The following is a 23,706-nucleotide window of genomic DNA, read 5'->3' on the forward strand; positions in this document are numbered from 1 at the left end:
GCCGCGGGCCTCACGGGCCCGTGTGCTCGCGGGACTTACCGGCCCGCGTACTTCTCACTCACCGCGCGGTAGATGCCCTCGGCCTCCTTGCCGAGCCGCGGACCGGCCAGCCAGCCCGCCGTGACCGGACCGATCGAGGTGTTCGAGACCAGGGCCGGCTTGCCGTCCTGACCCGCCGCGACCCAGCCGCCGCCGGAGGAACCACCGGTCATCGTGCAGCCGATGCGGTACATCGTGGGCTGGTCCTGGAAGACCGAGAGCCGGCCCGGCTTGTCCTCGCACTGGAGCAGCTTCTGGCCGTCGAACGGCGGCGCGGCCGGGTAGCCCGTGGCCGTCATACCGGCGATCTCCGGCACGGCGGGAGCGTTGAACTCGACCGGCAGCGCCGAACCGACCGTCTCCTCCAGCGACTTGCCGCCCGCGCCCTTCTCCGGGGTCACGTGCAGCACCGCGAAGTCGTACGGCGCGCCCTGGCCGCCGACCGCGGCGCCCTGCTCGATCCACTGTTCGGAGGTCTGGGCCCACTGGCCCCACCACACACCGTACGGAGCGATCTTCTCCTTGGGCGCCGTCTCCAGCTCGGCCAGCGACAGGCCGTCGTTGTTGTACGCCGGGACGAAGGCGATGTTGCGGTACCAGCCGCCCTTCTTGCCCGCGTGGACGCAGTGCCCGGCGGTCCACACCATGTTGGACTTGCCCGGGTTCGCCGGGTCCTTCACCACGGTCGCGGAACAGACCATCGAGCCCTGCGGCCCGTCGAAGAGCAGCTTCCCGGACTCCGGGGCGTTGTCGTGGTACGGCGTCGCGACACCGGCGGCCTGGACCGGGGCCGGCGTCGGGTCCGTCACGCCGTCGTCGCCGGAGATGTCGTTGTCGACCGGGTTCTCCGGGGGCTTGTCGGCCTCCCGCATCCGGTCCGGATCCCACAGGCCGTCGATGATCGGGTTGACGAAGTCCTTGGCCTCACGCAGCCACTTGTCCTTGTCCCAGTTCTTCCACTCCCCGTCCCGCCACTTGTCGGGGTCGATCCCATGCTCCTTGAGCCGGTTCTTCAGGTCGTCCGGAATGGCGACCTTGCCGTCGGACGACTGGTCGGCCGAGGCGCTGGGCGTGGAGTCGGCGTTGTCCTCCTCCGGACCGCACGCGGTGGCGGTGAGCGCCAGCACGGCGGCGACGGCCGTCGCGGCGAGCGCGGTGGAGGGCATGCGCCGTGCGCGCCTCCCGCGGCGTGCGGTATCGGTCGGGCGAATGGGTCGCATCTCGTGATCCCCCTGGGACTTCGTCACTCGGTACTCGTGCTGCATTGCGGACACTTCGGGCGTCGGAGCAGGTGCTTCCGCGCCGCGGTGCGGCCCCCACTATGCCGGTGCCGATGGTGACGGTACGCGGCAGGTCCGCGGTTCCGTCGCCGCGAGGATGTTCCGATTTACCCGTGATCCATTGCGGTCGGCGTCGTTGGTACGTACGGGGGACACCAGGACAGCGTTCACGGCCTCGGTGCGTCCGCGCGAAAACGTACCGACGTGCAACGCAACTGTTACCGCAGGAGGATCAAGAGCCGTGTCCGTGACCGAACCCGCACCGGCGGCGCCGCCGTCCGCGCACGAGGGCATCCTCCGCCGCCAGTCCCTGCGCGAATCGGCGGCTCGCACCTACGCCCGGTCCCTGCCGATCGTCCCGGTGCGCGCCCGCGGGCTCACGATCGAGGGCGCGGACGGCCGCCGGTATCTGGACTGCCTGTCGGGCGCGGGCTCCCTGGCGCTCGGCCACAACCACCCGGTCGTGCTCGAAGCGATCCGGAAGGTCATCGACTCCGGCGCCCCCCTGCATGTGCTGGACCTCGCCACCCCGGTCAAGGACGCGTTCACCACCGAGCTGTTCGCCACCCTGCCCCGGCAGTTCGCCGACAACGCCCGCATCCAGTTCTGCGGTCCCGCCGGCACGGACGCCGTCGAGGCCGCGTTCAAGCTGGTCCGCGCCGCGACCGGGCGCTCCGGCCTGCTGACCTTCACCGGCGCGTACCACGGCATGACCGCCGGAGCCCTGGAAGCCTCCGGCGGCGCGACCGACGTACGGGTGACCCGGCTCCCCTTCCCGCAGGACTACCGCTGCCCGTTCGGGACCGGCGGCGAGCACGGCGCCACGCTCGCCGCCCGCTGGACCGAACACCTGCTGGACGACCGCAAGGGCGGGGTGCCGGCCCCGGCCGGGATGATCGTGGAGCCGGTCCAGGGCGAGGGCGGCGTCAACCCCGCCCCCGACGCCTGGCTGCGCCGCATGCGCCGGATCACCGAGGAACGGTCCATCCCGCTCATCGCCGACGAGGTCCAGACCGGGGTCGGCAGGACCGGCGCGTTCTGGGCCGTCGAGCACAGCGGGATCGTCCCCGACGTCATGGTCCTCTCCAAGGCGATCGGCGGCTCCCTGCCCCTCGCGGTGATCGTCTACCGCGCTGAGCTGGATCTTTGGCAGCCGGGCGCACACGCGGGTACGTTTCGTGGCAACCAGCTCGCCATGGCGGCGGGCGCGGCCACGCTCGCGTACGTCAGGGAGAATCAACTGGCGGACCGCGCAGCGGTCCTGGGGGCCCGGATGCTCGCCTCTCTCAGGGAACTGAGGGCGCATCACCCGGGGATCGGTGACGTACGGGGGCGTGGACTGATGATCGGCCTGGAGCTGGTGGATCCCGAGAGCGCGCCCCTGCCCGCCGAAGCCGGCGACGACGCCCCGGCCCCGCCGCCCGACCCGGCACTCGCCCTCGCCGTCCAGCAGGAATGCCTGCGGCGCGGCCTCATCGTCGAACTGGGCGGCCGGCACGGCGCCGTGGTCCGCCTCCTGCCGCCCCTCACCCTCACCGACGAGCAGGCGACTGCCGTCGTCGACCGTCTCGCCGACGCGCTGGCAGCCGCGACACGCTCCCCGCACCGTCGGACCACCGCCGGGCCGACCACCTGACCCCGGAATCCCCACAAGGAAGAACGCCGTGAACCCCACCCCCGCGCCCGAGGCCGACGGCCCCGGAATCCCCCAGCACCGAGGGCAGGACGGACCGGCCGCCTCCGGCACGGTCGAGGCGACGACCGTGCCCCGCCAGAAAACCCTGCACGACCCGAACCCCCTTGCGTACGGGACCGGTTCGGACCTCGCACCCCAGGGCCCGGGCTTCGACGCGCTCGACGACCCTGACCCGCTGCGGGCCGCCGACGCCGCGGGCACGGAGAGCCTGCTGCGCTGCTGGACCCGGGAGTGCGATCTGCCCCGCCCCGAGGGCGACACCCTGCGCATCGCCTTCCCCGCCAGCGGCACCGCCCTCCTCGTCCCCGTGCACTACTGGTCCGCCACCGGGGCCCACCGCTTCGGCGCACCCGTCCTGGAGAACGCCCCCGCCGACGCCCCGCCCGCCGACGCCGCCACCGTCGCCGTACTCATCGGCCGCGAGGGCGGCGAGAGCGGCGCGGGCGATCTGGTCGGCCGGGTCGCCGACTCCGTACGCCACACCGCCTGCTTCATCGAGCAGCGGCGGCGCAGTCCGGCGGACCCCGCCGAGGCCGACCTCTTCCTCACCGCCGAACAGTCCCTGCTGCTCGGCCACCCCCTCCACCCCACGCCCAAGAGCCGCGAGGGCCTCTCCGAATCGGAGTCCCGCCGCTATTCGCCGGAGCTGCACGGCTCCTTCCCGCTCCACTGGTTCGCCGTCGACCGGTCGCTGGCCGCCACCGACTCCGCCTGGACCGAGGGCGGTCCGGCCACCGCCGAGGAACTGCTCGCCCCGCACGCCGAAGGGCTGAAGACGCCCCCCGGCACCGTCGCCGTCCCCGTACACCCCTGGCAGGCCGCGGACCTGCTCCACCGCCCCCAGCTCCGCGCCCTCGCCGAGACCGGTCTGCTCCACGACCTCGGCCCGCACGGCGAGCACTGGCACCCCACCTCCTCCATCCGCACCGTGCACCGGCCCGGGGCGCGGATCATGCTCAAGCTCTCCCTCGGCGTCCGCATCACCAACTCCCGCCGGGAGAACCTCCGCAAGGAGCTGCACCGGGGCGTCGAGGTCCACCGCCTCCTGTCGACCGGGCTCGGCGAGAGCTGGCAGCGGGAGCACCCCGGCTTCGACATCGTCCGCGACCCCGCCTGGCTCGCCGTCGACGACCCCGAGGGCACACCCGTCACGGGGCTCGACGTGATGCTCCGGCACAACCCCTTCGGCCCGGGCGACGACGCCGCCTGCATCGCCGGCCTCACCGCGCAGCGCCCCCGGCCCGGCCGGACCGGCATGCACTCGCGGCTCGCCGAGGTCGTCTCCGGCCTGGCCGCCCGCACCGGTCTCACCACCACCGCCGTCTCCGCCGATTGGTTCCGGCGCTATCTGCACCACGTCGTGCGCCCCGTGCTCTGGCTCGACGCCCACGGCGGAGTCGCCCTCGAAGCCCACCAGCAGAACACCCTCGTCCTCCTCGACCCGGACGGCTGGCCCGTCGGCGGCCGCTACCGGGACAACCAGGGCTACTACTTCCGCGACTCCCGCCGCGCCGAGCTGGAACGGCGGCTCCCCGGCATCGGCACCGTCAGCGACACCTTCGTCTCCGACCCGGTCACCGACGAACGGTTCGCCTACTACCTCGGCATCAACAACGTCCTCGGACTGATCGGGGCGTTCGGATCCCAGCGCCTGGCCGACGAACAGGAACTCCTCACCGTCCTGCGCCAATTCCTCGACCAGGCCGCGGAACTGGGCTCGCCCCTGCCCGCGTATCTCCTTCAGAACCGCCAACTGCGCTGCAAGGCCAACCTGCTGACCCGGCTGCACGGCCTCGACGAGCTGGTCGGACCGGTCGACACCCAGTCCGTGTACGTCACCATCGCCAACCCGCTGCACAGCTGAGCACCCGCACCAGGCAGACTCCGAGCGCACCCGCTCCTACGCTGCCCACCGACCGCACCCGGTCCAGAGAGGAGAGCGCCACCGTGCCTCCCGCCGACCCCTCAGCGGAACCCGACGCCACGCCCGCCGGCGGGAGCACCGGAGCCGGGCGCGCCGGTGCCGGGAGAAACGGCGTCGAGAGCACTGGCGTCGGGAGCACCGGCGTCGAGGACACGCTCGACCTGAAGCTCACCGAGGAACTCCTCGCGCTCATCGCCGAGGAGCGCAGCGCCGGGACGCGGCGGGCCGCCATCCCCGGTGACCTGCTGGGCGACCCGGGCTCCTGGCCACCGGCTGACACCACGGCAGGGGAGTTCGCCCTGCTCCCCGTCCGGCTGGAGCGCGACCTCCCCCTCATCGCCCGCTGGATGAACGACCCCGCCGTGGCGGCCTTCTGGGAGCTCGCCGGACCCGAGTCCGTCACCACCGACCACATCCGGGCCCAGCTCGAAGGGGACGGGCGCAGCATCCCCTGTCTCGGCGTGCTCGACGGCACCCCCATGAGCTACTGGGAGATCTACCGTGCCGACCTCGACCCCCTGGCCCGCCACTACCCCGCCCGCCCCCACGACACCGGCCTCCACCTCCTCGTCGGGGGCGTGAAGAACCGGGGCCGGGGCGTGGGCACCACGCTGCTGCGCGCCGTCGCCGACCTCGTCCTGGACAACCTTCCGCGGTGCGGGCGGGTCGTCGCCGAGCCGGACCTGCGTAACACCCCGTCCGTATCCGCGTTCCTCAGCGCCGGCTTCCGCTTCTCCGCCGAAGTGGATCTCCCCGACAAACGCGCCGCGCTGATGATCCACGACCGAACGTACCGAGCCCAGCTGTGACTTGCTCTCCGCACTTTCCATACCGCTCGAACCTCATAGGTTCCCTCCGGAGGAGTCCCCGTGCCGATATCTCCCACGAGCCGTGATGCAGCCGAGTCCCCGCAGCTGTTCAGCCCTCCGGAGCTGGACCGGCAGATCTGGGACCGGGCCGCAGCCAGGCTCCTCGCCAAGATGCTCGGCGAGTTCGCCTACGAGAAGATCATCGAGCCGGTTCCGGTGCCCGGCTCCGGCGGACTTCACCGGCTGGCCCTCGACGACGGGGGAGTGCTCGCCTTCTCCGCCCGGCGCGGCGTCTACGGCAGCTGGCGCGTCGACGCCGACTCGATCGAGATCACCGTGCAGCCCCCGGCCGCCTCCGCCGGCTCGCCCGCCGCGCGGGCCGACGTACAGTCCAACGGCTCGGCCACCGCCGAGGCCGACGCGCAGTCCAACGGATCACCTGCCGCGCCCCGGCCGTTCCGCGACCCGCTGACCTTCCTCACCCGGGCCCGCGACCTCCTCGGGCTCGACGGCACGACGCTGGGCCACCTCATCCGCGAGCTGACCCTGACCCTCTCCGCCGACGCCCGGCTCGACCACACCGCCTTCACCGCCGACCAGCTCGCCGCGCTCGACTACGCGGAGCTGGAAGGCCATCAGACCGGCCACCCCTGGCTGGTGGCGAGCAAGGGACGGCTCGGCTTCTCCGCCGCCGACGCCGCCCGCTTCACCCCCGAGACCCGCAGCCCGCTCCGGCTGCCGTGGATCGCGGTCAGCACCCGCCTCGCCCAGTTCCGGGGCGTCGGACGCGTCTCCACCCCCGGCCAGCTGTACGCCGGAGAGCTCGACCAGGGCGTCCGGGACGCCTTCGCCGGCGTGCTGCGGGCCCGGGGACACGACCCGCAGGACTACCTCTACCTCCCCGTACACCCCTGGCAGTGGGACGAGTGGATCGTGCCGCTCTTCGCCCCCGCCATCGCCGACGGCGACATCGTGGCCCTGGACACCGACGGCGACGCCCGCCTACCGCAGCAGTCGATCCGCACGTTCGCCAACGTGGAACGGCCCGAGCGGCACACCGTCAAGCTCCCGCTCTCCATCCTCAACACCCTGGTCTGGCGCGGCCTGCCGACCGAGCGGACCCTCGCCGCCCCTGCCGTCACCGCCTGGGTCCAGGGGCTCTGCGAGGGCGACTTCTTCCTGCGCGAGACCTGCCGGGTCATCCTCCTCGGCGAGGTCGCCTCCGTCGCCGTCGAACATCCGCTGTACGACCACCTCCCCGAAGCGCCCTACCAGTACAAGGAACTCCTCGGCGCGATCTGGCGCGAGCCCCTGCCGCCCCGCCTCGCCCCGGGCGAACGCGCCCGCACGCTCGCCTCCCTCCTCCATACGGATCCGACGGGCCGCGCGTTCACCGCGGAGCTGGTCGAGCGCTCAGGACTCTCCCCGGAGACCTGGCTGAAACGGCTCTTCGCCGCCCTGCTGCCGGCCCTGCTGCACTTCCTCTACCGCTACGGCACCGTGTTCTCCCCGCACGGCGAGAATGCCATCGTCGTGTTCGACGAGAACGACGTGCCCGTACGGCTCGCCATCAAGGACTTCGTCGACGACGTCAACATCAGCGCCCACCCGCTGCCGGAACAGGCCTCCATGCCCGACGAGGTGCGCGCCGTCCTCCTCACCGAGGAGCCGTCCTTCCTCACCCAGTTCATCCACTCCGGCCTCTTCGTCGGCGTCTTCCGCTATCTCTCCCCCCTCTGCGAGGAGCAGCTCGGCGTCACCGAGGACACCTTCTGGTCACTCGTCCGTGCGGAGATCGTGCGCCACCACGCCCGCTTCCCGGAGCTGAAGGAGCGGTTCGAGCTGTTCGACATGCTCACCCCCGAGATCGAACGCCTCTGTCTGAACCGCAATCGCCTGCATGTCGACGGCTACCGGGACCGGGCCAGCCGCCCGCACGCGGCGATCCATGGCACCGTTCCCAACCCGTTGCACGCCTCCGCCCGCGTCCGGGAGTGATCGCCGTTGTCAGTGGTGCGCCGTAGGCTGGTCGGGCTATGACGAAGCCATCCCTCCCCGAGCTCCTGCACGCCGCCGTCACCGCCGTCGGCGGTACGGAACGGCCCGGCCAGGTCACCATGGCCGAGGCCGTCGCCGAGGCCGTCGACGACCAATCCCACCTGCTCGTCCAGGCCGGCACCGGTACGGGCAAGTCGCTCGGCTACCTGGTGCCGGCCCTGGCGCACGGGGAGCGGGTCGTCGTGGCCACGGCCACCCTCGCCCTCCAGCGGCAGCTCGTGGAGCGCGACCTTCCGCGTACGGTCGAGTCCCTGCATCCGCTGCTGCGCCGGCGCCCGCAGTTCGCCATGCTCAAGGGCCGGTCGAACTACCTCTGTCTTCACCGGCTCCACGAAGGGGTGCCGCAGGACGAGGAGGAGGGGCTCTTCGACCAGTTCGAGGCGGCGGCCCCGTCCAGCAAGCTGGGGCAGGACCTGCTGCGGCTGCGGGACTGGTCGGACGAGACGGAGACGGGCGACCGGGACGACCTGACGCCCGGCGTCTCGGACCGGGCCTGGGCGCAGATCTCGGTCTCCTCGCGCGAGTGCCTGGGCGCGACGAAGTGCGCGTACGGCGCGGAGTGCTTCGCCGAGGCCGCCCGCGAGCGGGCCAAGCTCGCGGATGTCGTCGTCACCAACCACGCGCTGCTCGCGATCGACGCCATCGAGGGCGCGCCGGTGCTCCCGTCGCACGAGGTCCTGATCGTCGACGAGGCCCATGAGCTGGTCTCCCGGGTCACCGGCGTGGCCACCGGCGAGCTGACCCCCGCCCAGGTCAACCGCGCGGTCCGGCGTGCGGCGAAGTTGGTCAACGAGAAGGCGGCCGACGCCCTCCAGACCGCAGCCGAGGGGTTCGAACGGGTCATGGAGCTGGCGCTGCCCGGACGTCTCGAAGAGGTGCCCGAGGACCTCGGATACGCGTTGATGGCGCTGCGGGACGCGGCGCGCACGGTGATCTCCGCGATCGGCGCCACCCGGGACAAGTCCATCGAGGACGAGAACGCCGTCCGCAAGCAGGCCCTGGCCTCGGTCGAGGCGATCCACGGCGTCGCCGAGCGCATCGCCCAGGGCTCGGAGTACGACGTCGTCTGGTACGAGCAGCACGACCGGTTCGGCGCCTCCGTCCGGGTCGCCCCGCTCTCGGTGTCGGGGCTGCTGCGCGAGAAGCTGTTCGCCGAGCGGTCCGTGGTGCTGACCTCGGCCACCCTCAAGCTCGGCGGCGATTTCAACGGCGTGGGCGCGTCCCTCGGGCTGGCCCCCGAGGGCACGGCGGGCGAGGACGTCCCGCAGTGGAAGGGGCTGGATGTCGGCTCCCCGTTCGACTACCCGAAGCAGGGCATCCTCTATGTCGCCCGGCATCTGAACACCCCGGGGCGCGAGGGATCGCGTACGGACATGCTGGACGAGCTCGCCGAGCTGGTGGAGGCGGCCGGCGGCCGCACGCTGGGTCTTTTCTCCTCCATGCGCGGGGCCAAGGCGGCGGCCGAGGAGCTGCGGGGCCGCCTGGACAAGCCGATCCTGCTCCAGGGCGAGGAGACGCTCGGCGAGCTGATCAAGAACTTCGCGGCCGACCCGGCGACCTGCCTCTTCGGCACCCTGTCGCTCTGGCAGGGCGTGGACGTCCCGGGGCCGAGCTGTCAGCTGGTGGTCATGGACCGGATTCCGTTCCCCCGGCCCGACGATCCGCTGATGAGCGCACGGCAGAAGGCGGTCGAGGAGGCGGGCGGCAACGGCTTCATGGCGGTGGCGGCGACGCACGCCGCCCTGCTGATGGCCCAGGGCGCGGGCCGACTGGTCCGGGCGACGGGCGACAAGGGCGTGGTCGCGGTGCTGGATCCGAGGCTCGCCAACGCGCGGTACGGAAGCTATCTGCGCGCCTCGCTGCCCGACTTCTGGTACACCACCGACCGGAACCAGGCGCGCCGCTCCCTGGCCGCCATCGACGCCAAGGCCAAGGCGGACGGGGCTTAGACGGACGCGGCGTAGACGGGATCTTGCTCCGGGCTGCGCCGTCCCGGGGCAAGGCAAAGCCCCGGGACCGACGTCACGATCGACGTCCTAGGGAGCCCCGGGGCCGACAAGCCCTGACCAACGCTGCCGTCTCCTCAGACCCGGCGCAGCACCGCCACCACCTTGCCCAGGATGGTCGCCTCGTCGCCGGGGATCGGCTGGTACGCGGCGTTGTGGGGGAGCAGCCATACGTGACCGTCCTCCCGGCGGAAGCGCTTGACCGTCGCCTCGCCGTCGAGCATGGCGGCGACGATGTCCCCGTTCTCTGCGACGGGCTGGCGGCGGACGGTGACCCAGTCGCCGTCGCAGATCGCGGCCTCGATCATCGAGTCGCCGACGACCTTCAGGACGAACAGCTCACCGTCGCCGACGAGCTGGCGGGGGAGCGGGAAGACGTCCTCGACGGACTCCTCGGCGAGGATGGGGCCACCGGCGGCGATCCGGCCCACCAGCGGCACATACGACGCGGCCGGCTTGCCGGTCGTGTCGGTCGGCTGGGTGCTGGGCTGGTCTGATCCGCGGACCTCGTATGCGCGGGGGCGGTGCGGATCCCGGCGGAGGAAGCCCTTGCGCTCCAGCGCCATCAGCTGGTGGGCGACGGACGAGGTGCTGGACAGGCCCACCGCCTGACCGATCTCCCGCATGGAGGGCGGGTACCCCCTCCGCTGTACGGAGTCGCGGATGACCTCGATGACCCGCCGCTGCCGGTCCGTGAGCCCCGAGCTGTCCGCCCGGATGCCGGGAGGCCTGCCGGGCATGGAACGCCCCGGGCGTGCGGGCTCGGGCCCGTCCGTGTTCGTGACTGAGTCATTCATGGCATGCACCGGCTCAAGTCGGCTCTGGGAGCGGTGGTCCCGGGCGGTGATGGTGGCACTGTCTGCGGTGGTGGTCACGTCGGCCCCTCTCGAATGTTCTCCCTAGCTGGACAACGGTAGTAGCTTTCGAAAGGTTGCGCCAAACACACGTTCGAGTGAAAAACGAATAAAGGGGTGCCACGGTGCTGTCGACAGGTGTATGAGCACCGGAACGGGGGTCGCGCGGTCTCCGCGTGGCACTGCCGCGGTCCCGGGCCGATTCTTTCATCCGGACCCCTGCATGTTTTCGTCCGGACCCCTGTGCGTCTCTCATCAGGGCCCTGCTGCGCGTCTGCATCCGGACCCTGCGCCGAGTCTTTCATCCGGGCCCGTGCGTCGAAGCCCCGGCGGCTCGACGGCCCGGCGTTTCCCGTACCCTCTTCCTCGGCCCACGCTCTCCCCGAGCGGCCTCCGAGCGAGGTCCGGCGCGCGACACGCGATGGGGCCGAAAACGCGACCCGACCCTAGATCTAGTGGTTGGATTGCTCCAGTCACCCAGAAGTTGTGGTCTCGGTTCAATCGCGCCGTGGTCATCGCCTATGCTGGGGACTGCTTCCAGGGGCCCGGAAAACGGCCTTGACGAGGCTATTCAGTCGTGCGCGTGAAGGAGGGTTGGGAGCCATGCACTGCCCCTTCTGCAGGCACCCCGACAGCAGGGTCGTCGACAGTCGCACCACCGACGACGGGACGTCGATCCGTCGCCGTCGGCAGTGCCCCGACTGTTCCCGCCGCTTCACCACGGTGGAGACCTGCTCGCTGATGGTGGTGAAGCGCAGCGGCGTGACCGAGCCCTTCAGCCGCACCAAGGTCATCTCCGGCGTCCGCAAGGCATGCCAGGGGCGACCCGTCACGGAGGACGCCCTCGCCAAACTCGGCCAGCGGGTCGAGGAGGCGGTGCGCGCCACCGGCAGCGCCGAGCTGACCACCCACGACGTGGGACTGGCCATCCTCGGCCCCCTGCAGGAACTCGACCTCGTCGCGTACCTGCGCTTCGCGTCCGTGTACCGGGCGTTCGATTCCCTGGAAGACTTCGAGGCCGCCATCGTGGAATTGCGTGCGCAGCGGCCTTCCGTGGAGGACTGCGGGAGCGGCGAGGCCCTTGAGGTCCCCGCGCCCGCCACTGCCGCCGACTGAGCGGTACGCGCCCGTCACGGTCCGGAGTCATCTCCGCCGGCCGGTGGCCGGGCGAATCAAGACCTGTTCCGGTGGCCGAGGCGGCCCACGGGGCAACGGACACACATTGTGCCTGGGAAGATCTGGGCACTTCAGGGCGTTTTCGCCCACATATGGGAGGCGGCATGACAGAGACGGCGAGCGGCCCGGCACGAGGTTCCCGCACCAAGGGCGCCAAGGCGAGCAAGGGTCTGCGTATCGAGCGCATCCACACCAACCCCGGCGTGCACCCGTACGACGAGGTGGCGTGGGAGCGCCGTGACGTCGTCATGACCAACTGGCGCGACGGCTCGATCAACTTCGAGCAGCGTGGCGTCGAGTTCCCCGACTTCTGGTCGGTGAACGCGGTCAACATCGTCACCAGCAAGTACTTCCGCGGAGCTGTCGGCACGCCGCAGCGCGAGACCGGTCTCAAGCAGCTGATCGACCGGATCGTGAAGACGTACCGCAAGGCCGGTGAGGAGAACAGCTACTTCGCCTCTCCCGCGGACGCCGAGATCTTCGAGCACGAGCTGGCCTACGCCCTCCTGCACCAGATCTTCAGCTTCAACTCCCCGGTCTGGTTCAACGTCGGCACGCCCCAGCCGCAGCAGGTCTCCGCCTGCTTCATCCTGGCCGTCGACGACTCCATGGAGTCGATCCTCGACTGGTACAAGGAAGAGGGCATGATCTTCAAGGGCGGCTCCGGCGCCGGCCTGAACCTCTCCCGTATCCGCTCCTCCAAGGAGCTGCTCTCCTCCGGCGGCAACGCCTCCGGCCCGGTCTCCTTCATGCGCGGAGCCGACGCCTCCGCCGGAACCATCAAGTCCGGTGGTGCCACCCGCCGCGCGGCCAAGATGGTCATCCTCGACGTCGACCACCCCGACATCGAGAACTTCATCGAGACCAAGGTGAAGGAGGAGGAGAAGATCCGCGCCCTGCGCGACGCGGGCTTCGACATGGACCTGGGCGGCGACGACATCACGTCCGTCCAGTACCAGAACGCCAACAACTCGGTCCGCGTGAACGACGAGTTCATGAAGGCCGTCGAGGCGGGCGGCAAGTTCGGGCTGCGCGCCCGGATGACCGGAGACGTCATCGAAGAGGTCGAGGCCAAGTCCCTCTTCCGCAAGATGGCCGAGGCCGCCTGGGCCTGCGCCGACCCCGGCATCCAGTACGACGACACCATCAACGCCTGGCACACCTGCCCGGAGTCCGGCCGGATCAACGGCTCCAACCCGTGCAGCGAGTACATGCACCTGGACAACACCTCGTGCAACCTCGCCTCGCTGAACCTGATGAAGTTCCTCAAGGACGACGGCCTGGGCAACCAGTCCTTCGAGTCCGAGCGCTTCGCCAAGGTCGTCGAGCTGGTCATCACCGCGATGGACATCTCGATCTGCTTCGCGGACTTCCCCACGCAGAAGATCGGCGAGAACACCCGCGCCTACCGTCAGCTGGGCATCGGTTACGCCAACCTCGGCGCCCTGCTGATGGCGACCGGTCACGCGTACGACAGCGACGGCGGCCGCGCGCTCGCCGGGGCCATCACCTCGCTGATGACCGGCACCTCCTACCGCCGCTCCGCCGAACTGGCCGCGGTCGTCGGCCCGTACGACGGCTACGCCCGCAACGCCGAGCCGCACCAGCGCGTCATGAAGCAGCACTCCGACGCCAACGCCATGGCCGTCCACATCGACGACCTCGACTCCCCGGTCTGGGCCGCCGCGACGGAGGCCTGGCAGGACGTGATCAGGCTCGGCGCGAAGAACGGTTTCCGTAACGCGCAGGCCTCGGTCATCGCGCCCACCGGCACCATCGGTCTCGCGATGTCCTGCGACACCACCGGTCTGGAGCCCGACCTCGCCCTGGTCAAGTTCAAGAAGCTGGTCGGCGGCGGCTCGATGCAGATCGTCAACGGCACGGTGCCGCAGGCGCTGCGTCGGCTCGGCTACCAGCCCGAGCAGATCGAGGCGATCGTCGCCCACATCGCCGACAACGGCAACGTGGTCGACGCCCCCGGCCTGAAGACCGAGCACTACGAGGTCTTCGACTGCGCGATGGGCGAGCGCTCCATCTCCGCGATGGGCCACGTCCGGATGATGGCGGCGATCCAGCCGTGGATCTCCGGCGCGCTCTCCAAGACGGTGAACCTCCCCGAGACGGCCACCGTCGAGGACGTCGAGGAGGTCTACTTCGAGGCGTGGAAGATGGGCGTCAAGGCGCTCGCGATCTACCGCGACAACTGCAAGGTCGGCCAGCCCCTCTCCGCCAAGACCAAGGACAAGGAGAAGGAAGAGGTCACCGCGAAGGCCGAGGAGACCATCCGCGAGGCGGTCGAGAAGGTCGTCGAGTACCGCCCGGTCCGCAAGCGCCTTCCCAAGGGCCGTCCCGGCATCACCACCTCCTTCACGGTGGGCGGCGCCGAGGGCTACATGACCGCCAACTCCTACCCGGACGACGGTCTCGGCGAGGTCTTCCTGAAGATGTCCAAGCAGGGCTCGACCCTCGCGGGCATGATGGACGCCTTCTCCATCGCCGTCTCGGTCGGTCTGCAGTACGGCGTCCCACTGGAGACGTACGTCTCGAAGTTCACCAACATGCGCTTCGAGCCGGCCGGTATGACGGACGACCCGGACGTGCGGATGGCGCAGTCGATCGTCGACTACATCTTCCGCCGCCTGGCGCTCGACTTCCTGCCCTTCGAGACCCGCTCGGCCCTCGGCATCCACTCCGCCGAGGAGCGCCAGCGCCACCTGGACACCGGCAGCTACGAGCCGACGTTCGAGGCGGAGGAGCTGGACACGGACAGCCTGGCGCAGTCGGCGCCGGTCCACGCCGAGCCCCTGAAGGCGGTTCCGGCTCCCGCGGAGTCCGCGCCGAAGCCGGCGCCGAAGACCGCGCACACCTCGGCCGAACTGGTCGAGATGCAGCTCGGCATCAGCGCCGACGCGCCGCTCTGCTTCTCCTGCGGTACGAAGATGCAGCGCGCCGGCTCCTGCTACATCTGCGAGGGCTGCGGCTCGACGAGCGGCTGCAGCTGATTCTGGGCGCCGCTGGGGCGTAGATTGTCTGGCCAGGGCGGTGGAGTCGGTCTCGCGGCTCCACCGCCTTCGGCGCGTGTGACCCCTGGCTGTTGTGTTAGATGCAACGCGCCGTCGTGTCGAGGGCTTGTCACTGCCCGATTGCCGTCGTGGCATCCTCCGGGCCGTGATCAAGAGAATCGAGTCCCCCGTCCGCCGATGAGCGAGACGACCGGGACGGGACTGCCCGGATCACCGACAACACTGTTCGACCATGCCCTCCGGCTGCATGAGCTGGCTCCCGGGGAGCCGCTTCATCGCGGCGGGGAGCCGTACCCCGACGACGGGTCGCACCGTCACCGGAAAGGTCCGCGAACACCTGAGGACCGGCACTCGGTCGGCAAGGACGCGGCGTTCATCCTCGACGCACATTTCGCGCGGGCCTCTGCCCTCCCGGGTGAGTTGGCCGATGCCTTCCACGACGTCTACATACCAATTCACCCCAACGAGCACATCGCCGCTGCAGCCGAGCAGGCGGACAGAGAACGTGTTCGCCGAACAGGCCGCTGGCTGGTCCGACATGGCACCGGCCCATGCTCGGTCACGGTGGGACTGGCCCTGCTCGCTGCCGTGGGAACAGCCGATGACATCCCGTTGATTCATGAGGCGCTTGCAGACCTCGACACCGACAGCGAGATGATCGACCACATCGGTCGGCTACTCCATCTGATGAGCGACTGCGAGGGGAGGGGGCTCACCCTCGCTCACTACCCCCATTCGGGAGTGGTCCTGGAAGCTCATGCTCGCCATGTGGGTTCGCTCAGCCCGACCATCGAGCTCCTTCACGATCGCGGTGCTCACCGCACCTGACCACGGAGCCGCCCGAGGCTTCGGGTGCACTGCGCCCCAGCAGGAAGCGCTCCGAGAGACCTACCTCGATGTTCTCGACCGGGAGACGTGGTCCGAGACGGCACGCGCCGGGGTCACCACGGATGACAACCGGATGCGGTGGCTGGCGGTCCATCGAGCGCCACAGCTCAGGCTGCGTGCGTTCCCCGATCGAGAGCCGGATGCCGAGGCATAGCGCACGCCAGGAATAGGTGGTGTCCGCCAGTACCGGACGCGTAAGCGCGTGCGGAACCGCGTAGGGCTCAGCGGAACCGCGGCTCACGAAGGGGACCAGCCACCGGCCGGTCCCCTTCGGCATGCCACCCCGGGTTGTCCGGAACTGGCCGATGTCACCCTTCGGCGGCCCGGCTTCCCATCGCCGCGGCGAACGAGTCGGGGTCGCCGTCGTAACCGCGTACGGTCGAGCGGAAGCCCCAGAGCCCAGAGCCGTCCCGGGTGAACTCCCCGACGACCGCCGCGGTCGCCCAGGCCACGTCGGAGAAGTCGTTCTCGGCCAGGACCGTGTAGCCCTCGCCGATCTCCATCGCCGTGCTCCCTATGGCGCCGAAGGTCTTGTGCCCGTCGCGCTGCTGGATGGCGACACCGACCACCACCCGCCCGTACCGCTCCGCCAGCCGGTTCAGCTCGATGGTCATGACCTCGTCGAAGCCGAAACCCTGGCCGGTCCGGCTGTCCCGGTTCAGGGTGATGGTGCCGTCCGGCGAGCGGCTGTCGAAGTGGACCAGGTAGGCGGGGGCGCCGTACGGCTCGTCGGCCGGGTAGGTCGCCGCGATGATGTCGAGGTCGTTGGCCGCGGCCCCGTGCGGGCTCGGATCCCATTTGACCCGCACTTCGACCTTCTCGATGTCCTTGTTCGGAGTGCTCAACGGACTCCCCTCCCGGCCGACGGCCCACGGACCGTTCTCATCACCCGATACACGATTGACCCGATCATGTACGGAACCGGCCGCTGAACCAACTGTCCCGGGTTCGGACGGCGGATTCGGGCCATCCGCCCTCAGTGCGGGATCCTGCGCGGCGGGCGCTGCCGGACCTCCTCGCGGAACAGCTCGATCGCACTGCTGACCTGACGCATCAGGTGCGTGCCCTCGATCCGGTCCAGATAGAGGCACTGGCCGGCCAGCCCGTCGAGTTCGAAGGCGAAGTACAGGGCCATCAGCGGGTTGACGAAAAGCTCACTTCCCTTGGTGCGCGAGGTGAACTGCACGTCCCCGAACTCCCCCCGTACGGCTGCCGCTATGGAACCGTTGACGATGCTCGGGTGCTCCCGCGTCTCTTCCTGGGCGTGGGCGACCGCGTCGAGGAACAGCGCGCCCTCCCGGCTCGTACGGGATACGGAGAACGCCCCCAGATACGCGCCCGCGCGCTCCAGCGCCGCGATGTTCTCCAGGACCAGGCCGTGGCTCACCCCGTGATGGGCGTCGACCCCGAACCCGATGGACACGACGAGGCGTTCGGGCCCCTCGATCCCGGCGAGCGCCGCGACGCTGGTGAGGTCCTCCTCCGGCGTGCCGAGCCCCGACTCGTCCCCGCGCATCAGGATGTCCGTGCCGCCGTCCACGAGGACGACAGCGTCGATGTCGTACCGCTCGATCAGCGCCCGGTACGCGGCGCGCAACGGCTGGACCCCGACCCGGGACAGCGCGTGCACCGTGCCCGGGTAGCCGTGCCGGGTGAGCCACCGGGCGAGGGCGCGCTCGGGGAAGTACGGCTGGTGCGGGGCGGTGTCCGGGGTGATCACCGCCAGATCGGGGGCCGCCCAGTCCTCCAGCGGAAGGCCTTCGACCGCGCTGAAGGTGAGGTTGGCGAGCTGGACCTCCTTGCCCTGGTGCATCAGCGAGAGCGCCAAGGGCAGCCCGGCGTAGATGTCGAAGCCCCCTCCCGCACCCGCCACGAGAATGCGCTGAGCGGAGGCGAGCCGGCTGAACAGAGGATGGACGTGCAGCGTCGTCATGGTGATCATTGTGCGAGCGGAACGACCGGTTCGAGTGCACTCCTTCGGACCGTGACGCGTGCCACGTTCCGCGCCGTACGATGGCGCGGTGCTGGTGAAGTGGATTCGCTGTTCCGTGGTGGACCGTCATGGTTTCGAACGGGGGCAGCGGAAGTGGGCGGGGCTGCTCGGCGAGCCGGGGTTCAGAGGACAGAGCGGCGGGTGGAGCCGAACGCGCCCCGATGTCGCCCATGTCTTCGCGTTCTGGGAGAACCGCGTCTTCTACGACTCCTTCATGGCGCGCGGGCACGACCGGCTGGCGGCCGGGCAGTCGGGCATGTTCCGCGACATGCAGGTCACGCTCTTCGAGCGCCGCTTCGACGTGAAGACGGGCTTCGAGCCCCACTTCGCGGAGGCCGACGTCGTACGGGTCGCGCACAGCCGGGTCCACGAAGAGCGCGCCGAGCACTTCGTGCTGATGCAGCAGCAGGTGTGGAATCCCGCCATGGCCGGGTCGCCCGGCATGCTGCGCGGGGTGTTCGGCGAGGCGCCGGGCAACGAGTTCCTGGCGCTGTCCCTGTGGAAGTCGAGCGCCGAGCGCGGCAAGTACCGCGCGGCCGGGGCCGAGCGGCTGGCGGCCCGCGCGCAGACCGAGACGGACGTGATCGAGCTGACGGGGGACGTCGTGGAGCTGGACCCCTCCTGGACGGTGTGAAGACGGCCTGCGAGGTGCCCCGACCACCCGTGCGGGCCCATCTCGATCTAGGCTCGGGACATGGCACGACCGCAGCGCATTGTCCTCGTCCGGCACGGCGAGTCCGAGGGCAACGCCGACGACACGGTGTACGAGCGGGAGCCCGACCACGCACTCCGGCTCACCGCCACCGGTCTGCGGCAGGCCCGGGAGACCGGGGAGGAACTGCGCGAGCAGTTCGGCGACGAGCGGGTGAGCGTCTACATCTCGCCGTACCGCCGCACCCACGAGACATTCCGGGCCTTCGATCTCGACCCGGCGCGTGTCCGGGTCCGGGAAGAGCCCCGGCTGCGGGAGCAGGACTGGGGCAACTGGCAGGACCGGGACGACGTACGCCTGCAGAAGGCCTACCGGGACGCCTACGGGCACTTCTTCTACCGCTTCGCCCAAGGCGAGTCCGGCGCCGACGTCTACGACCGGGTCGGGGCGTTCCTGGAGAGCCTGCACCGGAGCTTCGAGGAGACGGACCACCCGGAGAACGTCCTGCTGGTCACCCACGGACTCACGATGCGGCTGTTCTGCATGCGCTGGTTCCACTGGTCGGTCGCGGAGTTCGAGTCGCTGTCCAACCCGGGCAACGGCGAGACGCGGACCCTGCTGCTCGGTGAGAACGGCCGCTACACCCTCGACCGGCCCTTTCAGCACTGGCGGGCCCCTGAACCGTACGGCCGCACCGGTTAGAGTGGCTGTGCGATGACCGCTGATTCTGCTTCCGCGCGGCGCTTCGAACGCGCCCTGGCCAGCCTGCGTGGGCTGTCCGTGGGAGACGCCCTGGGCTCCCAGTTCTTCGTTCCGGCCAACTACCCCCTGCTGAAACAGCGGGCCCTGCCGCCCGGGCCCTGGCAGTGGACCGACGACACCGAGATGGCCGCCTCGGTCCTGGCCGTGCTCGCCGCCCACGGCCGCATCGACCAGGACGCGCTCGCCCGCTCCTTCGCCGAGCACCACGACTTCGACCGGGGCTACGGCCCCGCCGTCAACCGGCTCCTCCGGCTCGTACGGGAAGGCGGCGACTGGCGGGAACTGGCCTCGGCGCTGTTCCAGGGACAGGGTTCCTGGGGCAACGGTTCGGCGATGCGCATCGCGCCGCTCGGCGCCTGGTACGCGGACGACCCGGAGCAGGCCACGCACCAGGCGGAGATCTCCTCGTACACCACGCACCAGCACCGCGAGGCCGTCGTCGGCGCGATGGCCGTGGCCGCCGCCGCGTCGCTCGCCGCCGCCCCCGGCGGACCGCCGAGCCCCGCGGACCTCCTCGACGGCGTCATCGCGCTCGTGCCGCGCAGCGCCGTCGGCGCGGGGCTGCGCCGGGCCCGCGACATGCTGGACTACCGGGACGCGGGGACGGTCGCCGCCGTCCTCGGCAACGGCCGCCGGACCAGCGCCCACGACACCGTGCCGTTCGCGCTCTGGTCGGCCGCCAGGAGCCTCGGGGACTACGAGGAGGCGTTCTGGGTGACGGCCCAGGCGGGCGGCGACGTCGACACGACATGCGCCATCGTCGGCGGTGTCGTCGCGTCGAGCGAGGCCGGAGCGCCGCCCGTCGACTGGCTGGCGCAGACGGAGGAAACGCCGGGCTGGCTGACCCCCTCCCCGCGCTGACTCTCCGGCTGTTCTGCTCCTCTGTCACGGTCCTGCCACAGGATCACTCTGCGTGTCTGCGAACGAGAGTTCGGGATTACTCTTTCGGCCACGCCGCCCCTGGTTGATCTTGAGGGCGCGCCGAATGAGACACCGGGCCGGGTGTACGGCTGTGGGCCGCGCCCGGAGCCGGTGGGGGAGGGGCCCCATGTCCGATCAGCCGTCCGAGGCGTCCAGACCGCCGGAGCAGTCACCGGAAGCCGGTACGCATCAGCAACAGCAACAGCAACAGCAACAGCAACTGGAAGCGGAACCGCAACCGCAACCCGAACCGCCATCACCGACGCCCGCCGCGACCGCCGCGCCCGACCAGGCCATCAAGGCCACCGCGCCCGACCAGGCCGTCAAGGCCACCGCGCCCGCCGGCACACCGGCTCGCGCCGACACACCGGCAGCCGGGCCCGGCAACCCCTGGCAGTACGGTGCGGGGGCGCCCGGAGCCAAGAACAGCACGGGTGACGGCGTGACGGTCCGGCTCCGGCCACCCGCTCCGCCCCTGATCCGTCCCGCCGTGCTCTGGTCGGTCCTGGCCACCGCCGTCCTGAGCGCGCTCTTCCTGGGCGACGGACTCGGGGTGAACCTGCTGATCGTGGCGGTGCCCGCCGCGCTGGCAGCGTTCTTCGCCTCGCGGTCGGCGGGCCGCAGGCTGCGGCCCTGGACCGCGACCTGGGCGGTCGGGGGCCTCGCACTGCTCGCCGTGCCCGCGCTCCGGGACGCGGGCTGGCCCACGTTCCTCGCCGTGGTGTCCGCCTTCGCGCTCGGCTCGCTGGCCCTGCACGGCAGCCGCAACTGGCTGGGCGTGTTCATCGGCTCGCTGGGCCTGTTCGACTCGGTCGTCCCCGGCATCATCTGGGGCGTGCGGGGGATACGCGCCCGGGCCGACGGCTCCCGGGCGCGCTGGGGTTCGGCCCTGCGCACCACGGCGGTGGCCCTCGTGCTGCTCGTGGTGTTCGGAACCCTCTTCGCGAGCGCGGACGCCGCCTTCGCCGACCTGCTGGGCAACCTCATGCCCGACGTTTCGGTCGGCGAGGGGCCCTGGCGGACCTTCCTGTTCGCGCTCGGTCTGGCCGGCGCACTCGCCGCCGCGTACGCCGCCGCGGCCCCGGTGCGCTGGGACGGCGTCACCGTACCGCCCGGCAAACCGCGGGGACGGGCCGAATGGGCCCTTCCGCTGATCGTGCTCAACCTGCTCTTCGCCGCGTTCATCACCCTCCAGCTCGTGGTGCTCCTCGGGGGGTACGAGAAGGTGCGGGCGGAGACCGGGCTCGACCACGCCGAGTACGCCCGCCAGGGCTTCTGGCAGCTGCTGTGGGCCACCCTGCTCACCCTCCTCGTGATCGCCCTGGCCCTGCGCTGGGCGCCACGCGGCGGCAGCCGGGACCGGACGCTGGTGCGCGCCGTCCTCGGCACCCTGTGCGTGCTCACCCTCGTCGTCGTCGCCTCCGCGCTGCGCCGCATGGACCTGTACGTCGACGAGTACGGCCTGACCAGGCTGCGGATATCCGTGGCCGCGATGGAACTCTGGCTCGGGGTGGTCCTCGTCCTGATCCTGGCGGCCGGCGTTTACGGCGCCCGGTTCCTGCCGCGGGCCATCGCGGCGAGTGCGGCGGCGGGGGTCCTGGCCTTCGGCCTGCTCTCGCCGGACGGACTGATCGCCGAGCAGAACGTCCAGCGCTTCGAGGACGGCAAGTCGACCGGCATCGACCGACTACGTCAAGGACCTGTCCGCCGACGCCGTACCCGCCCTGGACCGGCTGCCCGAACCGGAACGCTCCTGTGCGCTGCGGATCATCCAGAACGAGGTTCTCCACTCCGACGCCCCCTGGTACGCGACCAGCTGGGGAGAGGCGCGGGCGAAGGAGATCCTGGAGAAGCGCCCGGTGCAGGGCGACGGGCGCGAATGCTACGGCGTGGGCAGGGACGGATCCCGCGACGGCTACGAGCCGGACGACGACGGCTACGACCCGTACTGAGCAACGGCCTTCCGAGCGGCAGTGCCGCTCCGAGCCGACGCACCCGATGACCCCATGGGCCCTCTGAACTTTGCTGAGTTCGGAGGGCTCTCGGGTTCCTCGTGCCTGCCCTCGACGGCTGATTCGCGGTACGCACGGCGCCCCGGGGTGTTGCTGCCGTGGCTGTCGGCGTACGCTGGCTGGCGCCATGCCGTACGAACCACCCACGCACACCGTCGAGCGCTCGATTCGCGCTACCACCGGTGCCAGGACCGTCGCCGGTGTCGATGAGGTCGGACGCGGTGCGTGGGCCGGACCCGTCACCGTGTGCGCGGCCATCACCGGCCTGCGCCGACCGCCCGAAGGTCTCACCGATTCCAAGCTGTTGACCCCCCGGCGGCGCGCCGAGCTCGACCCCGTGCTGCGGAGCTGGGTCACCGCCTACGCCCTGGGCGACGCCTCGCCGCAGGAGATCGACGACCTCGGAATGACCGCCGCCCTCCGGCTCGCCGCCGTGCGCGCCCTGGAGGGGCTGCCGGTACGCCCCGACGCGGTGATACTCGACGGCAAGCACGACTACCTGGGCGTTCCCTGGAAGGTCCGCACCGTGATCAAGGGCGATCAGTCCTGTATCGCGGTCGCGGCGGCCTCCGTGATCGCCAAGGTGCACCGGGACCGGATGATGGCCGAGCTGGGCGCCACGTCCGAGGACTGCGGCGACTTCGCCTTCGATGCCAACGCGGGATATCCCTCGCCCGTGCACCGCGCCGCGCTGGAGGAGCGGGGGCCCACGGCCCACCACCGTCTCTCCTGGGCGTATCTGGACGCGCTGCCCCGGTGGCAGCACCTGAAGAAGGTCCGTATTTCCGCCGAGGCGGCCGCACTCGAAAGCGGGGGCCAGCTCGGCTTCGAATTCTGATCGCGCACATGCGCCCCTTTTCCCGGCGCCGACGACCTCGGCGTCCGACAACCAGACCACCGTCATGCCTCTGATCTCCGAGGAGCCTCAGATTCCCGAGAGCGCCCAGGGTCCCCGCGTCACTCCGGCCGCCGGCCGCACCGCGCCGACCCCTCGTCCCGTACCCGGTCCGCGTTCCGCGGCCACCCCGCGTCCCGGCCGCCCGGGCCCCGGCCCCGCGCGTCCCGCGCCCCCCGCGCCGCGCGCCCACCCCCCCCCCGTGGCACCCGCCGCTCCGGCGCCGGCTCCTGCGGCCCCCGCCCGCCCGGAGCCGACGGAGAGTCCTTCCGCGCCGCAGATCCAGCTGATCCCGGCTCCGGTCGCCGGTGCGCTCGACGCGGCCGAGGAGGCCGTCGACCTGCTGCTGGAGTCCGGTCGTGCACCGGGCGACATCCTGGTGCTGACCACCGGCGAACAGCACCCGTGGGCCGCCCACGAGCTGTCCTTCGGCGAAGCGTCGTACTGGGCCCAGCACGACGCGGGCGACGATGTCTTCTTCGCCGACGTCTCCGCGGCGGACCGGGCGCGGTCCCGGCCCGTGGTCGTCGTCGCGGTCAACGGCGACGCCGACCGGACCGTGGCGCGTACCCTGCCCGTCGCGCGTGACCGCGCGGCCGCGCTGCTGATGGTCTGCGGAGACCCGCAGACGATCAACTCCGCACTCGGCGCCGGGGTCTGACCGGACCCCACCGCTGCTCCGGCCGCCCGCGCGGGCGGCCGGAGCACGCGCAGCGGG

17 protein-coding genes and 1 pseudogene are annotated in these 23,706 nt (G+C 71.0%); 14 read left to right on the plus strand and 4 right to left on the minus strand.

Going from position 1 to position 23,706, the window contains the following annotated elements; all coding sequences use genetic code 11:
- Window positions 1–35: 35 nt before the first annotated feature.
- Window positions 36–1,205, minus strand: coding sequence for a trypsin-like serine peptidase (locus ACFWM7_RS18745; protein WP_383262099.1), 1,170 nt, complete (start codon window positions 1,203–1,205; stop codon window positions 36–38).
- 355 nt (window positions 1,206–1,560) lie between these two features.
- Here ACFWM7_RS18745 and ACFWM7_RS18750 point away from each other — a divergent pair, with 355 nt between their 5' ends.
- The 5 genes from ACFWM7_RS18750 (at window position 1,561) to ACFWM7_RS18770 (ending at window position 9,755) form a co-directional block, all read left to right on the plus strand.
- Window positions 1,561–2,955, plus strand: a complete 1,395-nt coding sequence (locus ACFWM7_RS18750; RefSeq protein ID WP_383262100.1) for a diaminobutyrate--2-oxoglutarate transaminase family protein — start codon at window positions 1,561–1,563, stop codon at window positions 2,953–2,955.
- Between the two features lie 28 nt (window positions 2,956–2,983).
- A complete protein-coding gene (locus ACFWM7_RS18755) occupies window positions 2,984–4,879 on the plus strand; it encodes an IucA/IucC family protein (RefSeq protein WP_383262101.1) in 1,896 nt (631 codons plus the stop codon).
- Window positions 4,880–4,962: 83 nt separating this feature from the next.
- Window positions 4,963–5,748 (plus strand): GNAT family N-acetyltransferase, encoded by a 786-nt coding sequence (locus ACFWM7_RS18760; RefSeq protein ID WP_383262102.1) that lies wholly within the window; start codon window positions 4,963–4,965, stop codon window positions 5,746–5,748.
- Window positions 5,749–5,808: 60 nt separating this feature from the next.
- Window positions 5,809–7,746, plus strand: coding sequence for an IucA/IucC family protein (locus ACFWM7_RS18765; protein ID WP_383262104.1), 1,938 nt, complete (start codon window positions 5,809–5,811; stop codon window positions 7,744–7,746).
- 38 nt (window positions 7,747–7,784) lie between these two features.
- A complete protein-coding gene (locus tag ACFWM7_RS18770; protein WP_383262105.1) occupies window positions 7,785–9,755 on the plus strand; it encodes an ATP-dependent DNA helicase in 1,971 nt (656 codons plus the stop codon).
- Window positions 9,756–9,889: 134 nt separating this feature from the next.
- Here the strand turns inward: ACFWM7_RS18770 and lexA are convergent, their stop codons facing one another.
- On the minus strand, window positions 9,890–10,687 hold the full coding sequence (lexA, locus tag ACFWM7_RS18775) for a transcriptional repressor LexA (protein ID WP_010072358.1): 798 nt from the start codon (window positions 10,685–10,687) through the stop codon (window positions 9,890–9,892).
- Between the two features lie 582 nt (window positions 10,688–11,269).
- Here lexA and nrdR point away from each other — a divergent pair.
- From nrdR to ACFWM7_RS18790, 3 genes are all read left to right on the plus strand, one after another.
- Entirely contained in the window at window positions 11,270–11,782 is a 513-nt protein-coding gene (nrdR, locus tag ACFWM7_RS18780) for a transcriptional regulator NrdR (protein ID WP_383262107.1), read from the plus strand.
- 164 nt (window positions 11,783–11,946) lie between these two features.
- Window positions 11,947–14,844 (plus strand): vitamin B12-dependent ribonucleotide reductase, encoded by a 2,898-nt coding sequence (locus ACFWM7_RS18785; RefSeq protein WP_383262109.1) that lies wholly within the window; start codon window positions 11,947–11,949, stop codon window positions 14,842–14,844.
- A gap of 198 nt (window positions 14,845–15,042) precedes the next feature.
- Window positions 15,043–15,693, plus strand: coding sequence for a hypothetical protein (locus tag ACFWM7_RS18790; RefSeq protein ID WP_383262110.1), 651 nt, complete (start codon window positions 15,043–15,045; stop codon window positions 15,691–15,693).
- Window positions 15,694–16,061: 368 nt separating this feature from the next.
- On the opposite strand, the gene ACFWM7_RS18795 is transcribed toward ACFWM7_RS18790, so the two are convergent.
- Together ACFWM7_RS18795 and ACFWM7_RS18800 are read right to left on the minus strand one after the other, a co-directional pair.
- The gene (locus tag ACFWM7_RS18795) at window positions 16,062–16,598 is read right to left on the minus strand and encodes a TerD family protein (protein ID WP_205084852.1); all 537 of its coding nucleotides are present in this window, start codon (window positions 16,596–16,598) and stop codon (window positions 16,062–16,064) included.
- Window positions 16,599–16,729: 131 nt separating this feature from the next.
- Window positions 16,730–17,686 (minus strand): DUF1152 domain-containing protein, encoded by a 957-nt coding sequence (locus ACFWM7_RS18800; RefSeq protein WP_383262112.1) that lies wholly within the window; start codon window positions 17,684–17,686, stop codon window positions 16,730–16,732.
- A gap of 88 nt (window positions 17,687–17,774) precedes the next feature.
- Here ACFWM7_RS18800 and ACFWM7_RS18805 point away from each other — a divergent pair, with 88 nt between their 5' ends.
- From ACFWM7_RS18805 to ACFWM7_RS18830, 6 genes and pseudogenes are all read left to right on the plus strand, one after another.
- Complete coding sequence (locus ACFWM7_RS18805) at window positions 17,775–18,380, plus strand: YdbC family protein (protein WP_383262115.1); 606 nt, start codon at window positions 17,775–17,777, stop codon at window positions 18,378–18,380.
- A 60-nt stretch (window positions 18,381–18,440) separates the two neighbouring features.
- On the plus strand, window positions 18,441–19,100 hold the full coding sequence (locus tag ACFWM7_RS18810) for a histidine phosphatase family protein (RefSeq protein WP_383262116.1): 660 nt from the start codon (window positions 18,441–18,443) through the stop codon (window positions 19,098–19,100).
- Window positions 19,101–19,112: 12 nt separating this feature from the next.
- The gene (locus ACFWM7_RS18815; protein ID WP_383262118.1) at window positions 19,113–20,021 is read left to right on the plus strand and encodes an ADP-ribosylglycohydrolase family protein; all 909 of its coding nucleotides are present in this window, start codon (window positions 19,113–19,115) and stop codon (window positions 20,019–20,021) included.
- Window positions 20,022–20,208: 187 nt separating this feature from the next.
- Window positions 20,209–22,033 (plus strand): annotated as a pseudogene (locus tag ACFWM7_RS18820) (DUF4153 domain-containing protein).
- A gap of 187 nt (window positions 22,034–22,220) precedes the next feature.
- A complete protein-coding gene (locus ACFWM7_RS18825) occupies window positions 22,221–22,931 on the plus strand; it encodes a ribonuclease HII (protein ID WP_383262120.1) in 711 nt (236 codons plus the stop codon).
- 64 nt (window positions 22,932–22,995) lie between these two features.
- Window positions 22,996–23,649: a hypothetical protein gene (locus ACFWM7_RS18830; RefSeq protein ID WP_383262122.1), complete on the plus strand. Its 654-nt coding sequence runs from the start codon at window positions 22,996–22,998 to the stop codon at window positions 23,647–23,649.
- The last annotated feature ends 57 nt before the right edge of the window (window positions 23,650–23,706 follow it).

Origin of the sequence: Streptomyces sp. NPDC058375 (genome assembly GCF_042723425.1) — a bacterium.
In the GTDB taxonomy this organism is placed as follows: domain Bacteria; phylum Actinomycetota; class Actinomycetes; order Streptomycetales; family Streptomycetaceae; genus Streptomyces; species Streptomyces durocortorensis.

Bases quoted from the DNA above. Each gene is read 5' to 3' on its own strand.
- ACFWM7_RS18745 (WP_383262099.1), bottom strand. From the start codon at position 1,205: ATGCCCTCCACCGCGCTCGCCGCGACGGCCGTCGCCGCCGTGCTGGCG.
- ACFWM7_RS18770 (WP_383262105.1), top strand. From the start codon at position 7,785: ATGACGAAGCCATCCCTCCCCGAGCTCCTGCACGCCGCCGTCACCGCC.
- nrdR (WP_383262107.1), top strand. From the start codon at position 11,270: ATGCACTGCCCCTTCTGCAGGCACCCCGACAGCAGGGTCGTCGACAGT.
- ACFWM7_RS18785 (WP_383262109.1), top strand. From the start codon at position 11,947: ATGACAGAGACGGCGAGCGGCCCGGCACGAGGTTCCCGCACCAAGGGC.
- ACFWM7_RS18790 (WP_383262110.1), top strand. From the start codon at position 15,043: ATGAGCGAGACGACCGGGACGGGACTGCCCGGATCACCGACAACACTG.
- ACFWM7_RS18800 (WP_383262112.1), bottom strand. From the start codon at position 17,686: ATGACGACGCTGCACGTCCATCCTCTGTTCAGCCGGCTCGCCTCCGCT.
- ACFWM7_RS18810 (WP_383262116.1), top strand. From the start codon at position 18,441: ATGGCACGACCGCAGCGCATTGTCCTCGTCCGGCACGGCGAGTCCGAG.
- ACFWM7_RS18815 (WP_383262118.1), top strand. From the start codon at position 19,113: ATGACCGCTGATTCTGCTTCCGCGCGGCGCTTCGAACGCGCCCTGGCC.
- ACFWM7_RS18825 (WP_383262120.1), top strand. From the start codon at position 22,221: ATGCCGTACGAACCACCCACGCACACCGTCGAGCGCTCGATTCGCGCT.
- ACFWM7_RS18830 (WP_383262122.1), top strand. From the start codon at position 22,996: ATGCCTCTGATCTCCGAGGAGCCTCAGATTCCCGAGAGCGCCCAGGGT.